This is a genomic window from Limosilactobacillus reuteri (assembly GCF_013694365.1).
In the GTDB taxonomy this organism is placed as follows: Bacteria; Bacillota; Bacilli; order Lactobacillales; family Lactobacillaceae; genus Limosilactobacillus; species Limosilactobacillus reuteri_E.
In genome coordinates, this window is record NZ_CP059275.1 from 1 (window position 1) to 7,673 (window position 7,673).

Below are 7,673 nucleotides of genomic sequence, written 5' to 3' on the forward strand. Positions count from 1 at the left end.
ATGGGCACCACTATTTTATCATTTGAAGACCGTGTTGTCATCGAAACTCTTCGTTATGAAAACCGCTCCCTTAAGGGAGCGGTTTTCATAACGAAGAGTTTCGATGACAACACGGTCTTCAAATGATAAAATAGTGGTGCCCATAAAGGTCCTTCTTTCTAATGGAATGTTGTGGTGACACCATTAAAGACCTTTATGGGTTTTTATGTCCACTAATATGTTCAACTTAAATCTTACAATCTACCATAAATGTCTTTTGATGGCTTGTTTACTCATGCAATTGTCCATGAGCTAGATCAAAAATTAACTACTGGTCGGGTAGCCAAAGTTAGTCAACCTTACCCTGCAGAATTAATCATTATGATCCGTGCTCACCGGCACAACTATCCATTACTCATTTCTGCTAATCCAACATACCCACGAATCCAAATTACTGAGATCCCATACAAAAATCCAGTGGTTCCAACTAATTTTACAATGACGATGCGGAAATACCTTGAAGGTGCAATCGTCAATAAAATTGAACAAGTTGATAATGATCGGATTATCAAAATTACCTTTGACACTCGTGATGAATTAGGAGATAGTCAACAATTAGTTCTTGTGAGTGAGATTATGGCCCGGCATAGTAATATTTCACTCGTTAATCTTAAGACGGGTAAAATCATTGACACCATTAAGCATGTTGGCTCAGATCAAAATCGGGTTCGCCTGTTATTACCTGGTGCTACCTTTGTCATGCCACCAAAGCAAGATAAAGTTAACCCTTACTTGCCAAACCAAGTCTACTCTGATCTTGTAAGACAAACCGATGACACAGTAGAATTAAGTCATCAGTTACAGGAGCATTATCAAGGATTTGGCAAAGACTCCGCACGGGAATTAGCTGCAGAATTACTGCAAAGTGATAATTTACCAGCTACCTATCAGCACTTTCTTAAGCACTTTGAAAATCCAGAGCCAGTATTAATCACCCACTCTAATGGAAAGTCTCAATTTGCTGTGTTCCCTCCATTAAATATTGATGGTGAGTTGCAACATTTCGACTCCCTCTCTGCCCTTCTCGATGCCTTTTATGCTAATAAAGCAGAGCAAGATCGTTCCAAAGAATTAGCTGGGCAAGTGTTAAAGGTATTGAAGAATGAGCTAAAAAAAGATCGGCGAAAAGTAAAAAAACTGCAACAACAATTACAAGATGCAGCAACTGCAGATCAGTACCGAATTTGTGGTGAGATCCTTACTACCTATCTTAGTAAATTAACTCCAGGAATGAAAGAAATCGAACTTCCTAACTTTTATGATGATAATAAGCCACTGAAAATCAAGCTTGCTCCAGAATTATCACCATCGCGTAACGCCCAAAAGTACTTCACTAAGTATAATAAACTTAAAACCTCTGTCGAATATGTAAAGGAACAGCTAAAACTGACAAATGATGAAATCAAATACTTTGAAAACATTGAAAATCAGATTAAATTAGCTGCTCCTGCTGATATTCAAGAGATTAAACTAGAATTACAAGAGCAAGGTTATATTAAAAAGAAGAAAAGTGGGAAAAAGCAACGAAAAGTTAAGGTAAGTGCCCCAGAAGAGTTTCATACTAGTGATGGCACTACAGTTTTAGTAGGTAAAAATAACCTACAAAATGATCGTCTTAGCTTTAAAATTGCTAATAAAAATGAAATTTGGTTACATGTTAAAGATATCCCAGGTTCCCACGTGGTAATCCGCTCAACAAACCCATCTGAAGATACGATTCTAGAAGCTGCACAGTTAGCAGCATACTTCTCTAAAGGTCGCGATTCCGATAACGTGCCCGTTGATTATCTCCCTGTCAAGCGACTTCATAAGCCAAACGGAGCTAAACCTGGATTTGTTATTTTTACAGGTCAGAAAACACTTTATGTAACACCACATAAGCTTTCTAACTAAATGGAAAAGTTGAAATCTGTATTGATTATTGGAGCAGGAGCCAACGATGTTCAACATGGTGATGAGCTCGACTCTGCTATTTACCAGGTCTCACGCGTTTTTAAGCAAATGAAGATAAAAACAATCTTGGCAGATGATAACCCATTTTCAGTAAGCTTAGAAAATGTTGACCACGGTTGTATTGTCCCACTAAAAGTCGAAAGCCTAATGGATATTATTAATAAATTTCATCCTGATGCAATCTTACCTACACTGGGAAATCGTCGGGCTTTTGAACTTACCCAAGAATTACTAGAAAAAGGGATTATTCGTAAAGAAAATATTCAATTGCTAGGAGTCCCTGAAGCAACTATTCGTCAAATTAATAGTGCGGTTTTACTTGAACGAACCCTTCGTCAAATGGAAGCACCTGTTAAAAAAATCGTAACGGTTAATAATTATCAGGATGCTTTGGATGAGGCAACTAAACTAGGATATCCAGTTATTATCCGGTCGGTATTACCTAAGAGTAACAGTACGCGTAAAATCGTGCATGATCGAAGTGAATTGGCAGATGCGGTAAAGGCTTGCTTGAGCCAGTCGCGTGCGGAACAGGTAGTAGTTCAGCAAAGTCTTGCTGGCTATAAGGAAATTGAAGTCGTCGTTCAACGTGATAGTTCTGGAACGATGATGTTGTTGTCAATGATTGAGGATATGGACCCAATTGGTATCCATGCTAGTGATTCGATTGCTTTCAATCCTGTCCAAACACTTCGCGATCGGCAGATTCAGGATATTCGGGATACGGCTTTTGCTATTACTCGCAAATTAAGAATTGTTGGTACAAACCATATTCAGTTTGCCCTGGATACAAATAGTGATCGTTTTTATGTCATTAAGAGCAGTCCATACTTTGATCGAATTACAGCGTTTGTGTCGCAGTCAACTGGTTACCCAATTGCTCAAGTAACAGCACAATTATATGCAGGGAAGCATCTGCGGGACATTGATCTTGGCGAAAATTATGTTCATCATGCGGCTCTTATTGAACCAACGATGGATCATATTGCTGCACGGGTTCCAATATGGGGATTCAACGATTTACCAAAAGCTAGTCGTTTACTTGGAACAGAAAAGCGGTCGGTGGGGACGGTTTTTGGTATCGGCCGAAGCACTATTGAAGCACTTTTCAAAGCTATTGAATCCCGTTATCACGAGCCAGCTGACTTTCATCTTGCCGCTCAAAAGCAATTGACTGATGACCAATTAATCGCCAAAATTGTCCACCCAGAAGCAGGACGACTTTTTGTATTAATTGAAGCAATGCAGAGAGGATATTCAGTTAACGAATTAGCAGAGATGACAAAGATTGACCCATTTTATTTTGAACAGATTAATAAAATGCGGTTGTTGATTCGGGAAATTGCTGAGCATCCAAATAAAGAACCGGTTTTACAAAAAGCAAAGAGTTACGGATTAAGCAATCAGCTTATTGCAAGACTATGGAAAACTACCTCTGAGCAAGTTTATCAGATGAGTTTAGACCATCAATTGTTGACAAAGTACAAGGAAATCGAACCATCGGCCGGGGAGTTTGATCAACATACTAATAGTTTTTATTCTGCTTATGAAGAAGAAAATGAAATTAGCCGAACTTCCCAACCAAGTGCCCTTGTAATTGGAACGGGGGGACTACGTTTAGGATTAAGTAATTCTGGTGATTACTTTGTTGCTATGATGTTAAAAGAGCTTCATAATGAGGGCTTTAATAACGTCATTGTAAATTCGAATCCTAGTTCAGTTACGTTTAATCCAGAGTTAGCTGAAAAGCGCTATGTTGAGCCAGTAACGATTGAAAATATTTTGCAGATATTACGGATAGAGCAACCCCAGTATTTGTTTATTCCTGCTAGTTATAGTAAATTATTGAAATCATTGCAAAATTATGACTTGGATGTAAAAATCATCGTAATTCCAGATGAATTGCCAACTACTGCTGCTAGTAGCGATAGGCAACGTTACTCCTTCAATTATGTCTATGATGGTAATTATGCTTATCCATTAGGAACAATGACTGATCTTTTTTCACCAATTGCGTTAAACTATCAATCCACCGCTTTACGCTACCCGGCTGATCTTCCTTCGTCAACTTACCAAAATCTCAATGACCAGGCTAGTGTTGCTGTGTTAAAGCTGGAACAGCCAGGATTATACCAAGTGATTTTTGAAGAGAATGATGGTGAATTTAATTTAATTAAAGTTCAACCATTATCATTGCCAGAAGTAGCCTTTTTGTCAAAAGCACTTCATATTAGCTTACCAGGAATTTTTACTCAATTATTCACTGGTAAATTCGATAAAATGCTGGAGCCCAAACCGGTATCAGGGATTGTTAACTATCGTGCAACCTTCCCATTTAAGGCGTTGCGAGTCAAAGGTGGAATCCCTGCCCGCAACCGAGTTATTGGTGCTCAGATGCAATTTTTAGGAGAATAAGTGACAGCACGATACCTAATATTTGAAGATGGCTCAATTTTCGCTGGCGAAGGTTTTGGTTCACCAGCTGTTACTTTTGGTGAAGTTGTTTTTAACACCAGTATGACTGGTTACCAAGAAATCATCACTAATCAGGTTTATAATAACCAAATTGTCGTTTTTACCCAGCCGAATATCGGGAGTTACGGCATTCAACGTAATATTTATGAATCCATTGTACCGACAATTAAAGGAATTATTGTTCGTTCCCTTGCCGATGCTGGCACCGATGATAATGGACGACAATTGACACTTGATAAATACCTTCAACAAATGAATATTCCTGGAATCGCTAATATTGATACGCGAGCAGTAGTTCATAAGTTAAGAAAAGCTGAAAAGCCATTAAAAGGAAGTATTGTTCCAGTTCCAGATGATCACGCTTTTGACCAACTTCATGCGACAGTTTTAACGAACCAGCAAGTTGCTCAAGTCTCTACTCCTAAGCCATATCCTAATCCTGGAACCGGGTTAAGTGTTGTTGTGATTGACTTTGGATTAAAGAACGGAATATTACGGGAATTGAGTCGACGAAAATGCAATATTACTGTCTTACCATATACTGCAACGGCTGAAGAAATATTACGGTTAGATCCTGATGGGGTTGTACTTTCAAGTGGACCGGGAAACCCAAATAATGTTCGTAGGTCGGTCCTGGAAATGATTCGTACTGTCCAGACCAAAGTACCGATGTTTGCTATTGGACTAGGTCATGAATTATTCGGAATCGCCAATGGAGCAAATGTCCAGCAAATTCCGGTCGAACACCATGGGATGAATCACCCAATTCATGAAATTATTACTGACCACATTGTCTATGCGACTCAAGCAGAAGGATACTTGATTGATCGTAATTCGGTTGACCGCTCCCAGCTTTTTATTACATACGTTGACATGCTTGATAATAGTGTTCAAGGGCTTCGTCATCGTCGCTATCCAGCTTTTTCAGTTCAATTCTTTCCCGATGGTGCACCGGGGCCTGATGAAACTGATGGCTTGTTTGATGAGTTCGTTGATACAATGAATAGGAGGGGGGATCGTCATTGAATGTCTGAAGAATTAGAATTAACAATTGATGGTGAGATGGTGGGAAGGATTGATAAGCAGCTTGGTCATCACTTTGATCAATTTTCCCGATCACAAATTCAACATTGGATAGAAGATGGTCACGTCCTTGTTAATGGCGAACAGGTAAAGCCTAAATATAAGTTGCTTGTAGGTGACCACGTCCAAATAATTCCAGAAGAACCACAAAAAATTGATTTAACACCTGAGGATATTCCTCTTGATATTGTATATGAAGATGATGATGTTATTGTCGTTAATAAACCGCAGGGGATGGTGGTTCATCCTGCACCAGGTCATCCAAACCATACGCTTGTAAATGCTCTTTTATATCATTCACCACTATCAACTATTAACGGAGAATTTCGGCCAGGGATCGTTCATCGGATTGATAAGGATACCTCAGGACTATTGATGGTAGCCAAAAATGATATGGCGCACCGTTCTTTGACAGCTCAATTAAAAGCAAAAACTAATAAACGAGAATATGTTGCGCTTGTGCATGGAGTTATAAAAGAAGATAAAGGAACAATTGATGCTCCATTAGGTCGCTCATTAAAGGACCGCAAGAAGCAGGCAGTTGTAGTTGATGGACGTCATGCGATAACTCATTTTAATGTGTTAGAACGGTTTAAGAATTACACATTAGTTGCCTGCCAGTTAGAAACAGGACGGACTCACCAAATTCGCGTTCATATGAAATATATTGGTCACCCGCTGGCGGGAGATCCGTTGTATGGACCGCGAAAAACGCTTGCTGGCAACGGCCAATATTTACATGCTCGTTTGTTAGGCTTTAAACACCCCCGAACAGGTAAAGAAATGGTTTTTACGGCTCCATTACCAGCCTATTTCACAAAAATGCTTGAACATTTACGTAAGACAGACCAATAATTGTTACTGGGGATCGCTATTGTAATTATTTTAATTTTAACAATTTGTGACCAATTATTAAAATCTTGGGTTGCTTCTTCAATTGTTCTTGGTGGTAGTAAGCAGTTAATTCCTGGTATTATTGAGTTAACTAATTTACGAAATTCAGGGGCTGCTTGGAGCATTTTTGAAGGGCAACAAACTTTTTTTACCATTATAACTATTATTGCGATTATTGTAATTGGTTACTTTATCTGGCAGTACCGTAAAAATATTCCTATGCTAATTGGCTTATCATTGATTATGGCAGGAACAATTGGCAACTTTATCGATCGGTTAAGACAAGGGTATGTTGTGGATATGTTTGAAACAACATTTATTAATTTCCCAATTTTTAACATTGCGGATATGTGCTTAACAATTGGCGTAATCTGGCTAATAATTTGCATCTTAAAGGAGAAAGACTAAATGGAAGAAGAAACTCGTTATTTTTACCAACCAGACCTTACGGGGACAATTATTAGCTGGTGTTGGACTTTTCTCTTCTTTATTGCCGGTCTCGTAATTTGGCTTGAAATTACTCATTTTCAGTGGCTCAGCGCGCTCTTTTTTGCAGTTTTTGTAATCCTTGCCTTATTAGAATGGCGGCGACGAACCGTAGTAATCACTCCGACTAAAATGGTGTTTAATCGCTTGTTACAAAAACAGTACCTCGTTATCCCAATCTCTGATATTCGTCAGCCAGAGTTTACCAAGCATACGGTGACAATTACTGTGAATGGAGAGGTAATGAGTTTTACCTTTACTACCAAAGCAATTGCACGTTTGAAATTGGCATTGAAACAACAGGGGGTTCAATAAATGATCAAAATCTTTACAGATGCTGCAACAAAAGGGAACCCGGGCCCTACTGGTTTGGGAATAATAATAATTGCCAATCATAAGCAAATTCAGCTTGCAATCCCAGTAGATAAGGAAAGCATGGATAACCACCATGGCGAATTCGCTGCAGCTCACTTTGGATTTAAATATTTAATTGATCACTTTAGCAATAATGAAACAATCCTATTTTATACTGATAGCCGTATCTTAAGTGACGCAATCGGCAAAAATTATACAAAACATTACCAAAAAGAATTAGCAGCATTAAATCCTCTTCTCCAACACTTTCCAACAGTTGTTACCCAGTGGATTCCTGAAAGCCATAATCGTGGAGCACATAATTTAGCAAATCAGGCCCTCCATAAAATAGAGTGATTGGTTTCAGTTGATTACTTAAACCGTACCGG

At 38.7% G+C, this 7,673-nt stretch carries 7 protein-coding genes and 2 pseudogenes; 8 read left to right on the forward strand and 1 reads right to left on the reverse strand.

What is annotated here, in order from left to right:
- A pseudogene (locus tag HHK02_RS13240) lies at nt 1-75 on the forward strand (helix-turn-helix domain-containing protein); the annotation flags it as partial.
- On the opposite strand, the pseudogene HHK02_RS13245 reads toward HHK02_RS13240, so the two are convergent.
- Nucleotides 70-144 (reverse strand): annotated as a pseudogene (locus HHK02_RS13245) (helix-turn-helix domain-containing protein); the annotation flags it as partial. The pseudogenes HHK02_RS13240 and HHK02_RS13245 sit on opposite strands and share 6 nt — an antisense overlap.
- A gap of 105 nt (nt 145-249) precedes the next feature.
- Between HHK02_RS13245 and HHK02_RS00005 the strand changes: the two are divergent.
- The 7 genes from HHK02_RS00005 to HHK02_RS00035 are packed head-to-tail and all read left to right on the forward strand — an operon-like array spanning nt 250 to nt 7,641.
- Nucleotides 250-1,932: an NFACT RNA binding domain-containing protein gene (locus HHK02_RS00005; RefSeq protein ID WP_152717945.1), complete on the forward strand. Its 1,683-nt coding sequence runs from the start codon at nt 250-252 to the stop codon at nt 1,930-1,932.
- Nucleotides 1,933-4,407: an ATP-binding protein gene (locus HHK02_RS00010; RefSeq protein WP_181462501.1), complete on the forward strand. Its 2,475-nt coding sequence runs from the start codon at nt 1,933-1,935 to the stop codon at nt 4,405-4,407. It begins immediately after the preceding gene.
- Entirely contained in the window at nt 4,408-5,493 is a 1,086-nt protein-coding gene (locus HHK02_RS00015; protein WP_004562296.1) for a carbamoyl phosphate synthase small subunit, read from the forward strand.
- Nucleotides 5,494-6,405 (forward strand): RluA family pseudouridine synthase, encoded by a 912-nt coding sequence (locus HHK02_RS00020; RefSeq protein ID WP_098035495.1) that lies wholly within the window; start codon nt 5,494-5,496, stop codon nt 6,403-6,405. It abuts the gene before it with no gap.
- Nucleotides 6,406-6,852: a signal peptidase II gene (gene lspA, locus HHK02_RS00025; RefSeq protein WP_004562298.1), complete on the forward strand. Its 447-nt coding sequence runs from the start codon at nt 6,406-6,408 to the stop codon at nt 6,850-6,852.
- Entirely contained in the window at nt 6,853-7,245 is a 393-nt protein-coding gene (locus HHK02_RS00030) for an EbsA family protein (protein WP_003666197.1), read from the forward strand.
- Nucleotides 7,246-7,641 carry a ribonuclease HI family protein gene (locus HHK02_RS00035; protein ID WP_102816037.1) on the forward strand — a complete coding sequence of 132 codons (396 nt, stop codon included), beginning with the start codon at nt 7,246-7,248 and terminating at the stop codon, nt 7,639-7,641.
- Nucleotides 7,642-7,673: the final 32 nt, after the last annotated feature.

Coding starts and splice junctions, on each gene's coding strand:
- HHK02_RS00005 (WP_152717945.1), top strand. CDS start 250: ATGTCTTTTGATGGCTTGTTTACTCATGCAATTGTCCATGAGCTAGAT.
- HHK02_RS00010 (WP_181462501.1), top strand. CDS start 1,933: ATGGAAAAGTTGAAATCTGTATTGATTATTGGAGCAGGAGCCAACGAT.
- HHK02_RS00020 (WP_098035495.1), top strand. CDS start 5,494: ATGTCTGAAGAATTAGAATTAACAATTGATGGTGAGATGGTGGGAAGG.
- HHK02_RS00030 (WP_003666197.1), top strand. CDS start 6,853: ATGGAAGAAGAAACTCGTTATTTTTACCAACCAGACCTTACGGGGACA.
- HHK02_RS00035 (WP_102816037.1), top strand. CDS start 7,246: ATGATCAAAATCTTTACAGATGCTGCAACAAAAGGGAACCCGGGCCCT.